The 368-nt window shown below is 36.4% G+C and carries 1 protein-coding gene; it reads left to right on the top strand.

The window, feature by feature from the left end:
• Window positions 1–365: NADH-quinone oxidoreductase subunit H (locus ACFIO5_RS10235; RefSeq protein WP_375705341.1), on the top strand; the 365-nt coding region annotated here is incomplete at its 5' end.
• Window positions 366–368 lie beyond the last annotated feature (3 nt).

The raw sequence follows: 368 nt of genomic DNA, 5'->3' as shown, positions 1-368 counted from the left end.
ATTTAGTTGAAGCAGAATCTGAACTTGTTGCTGGTCACATGGTTGAGTATTCTTCAACACCTTATATGCTTTTTTTTCTTGGTGAGTATGTTGCTATTGTTTTGATGTGTGCATTAACAACTATTTTATTTTTAGGTGGTTGGTTGCCTCCCTTAGATGTTTGGTGGCTGAATTGGGTTCCTGGTATCATTTGGTTTGTTTTAAAAGTTTGTTTTGTATTTTTTTGGTTTGCTATGGTCAAAGCATTTGTTCCGCGTTATCGCTATGATCAACTTATGCGGCTTGGTTGGAAGGTGTTCCTTCCTCTCTCGTTAGCAATGGTTGTAATAACTGCTGCTTTTTTAAAATATACTGGTTTCGCTTAAAAG

The sequence above is a fragment of the Bartonella sp. AA86SXKL genome, from assembly GCF_042196885.1.
Note: the sequence above shows the minus strand (reverse complement) of the source record. Positions and strands in the feature narration are given on the sequence as shown.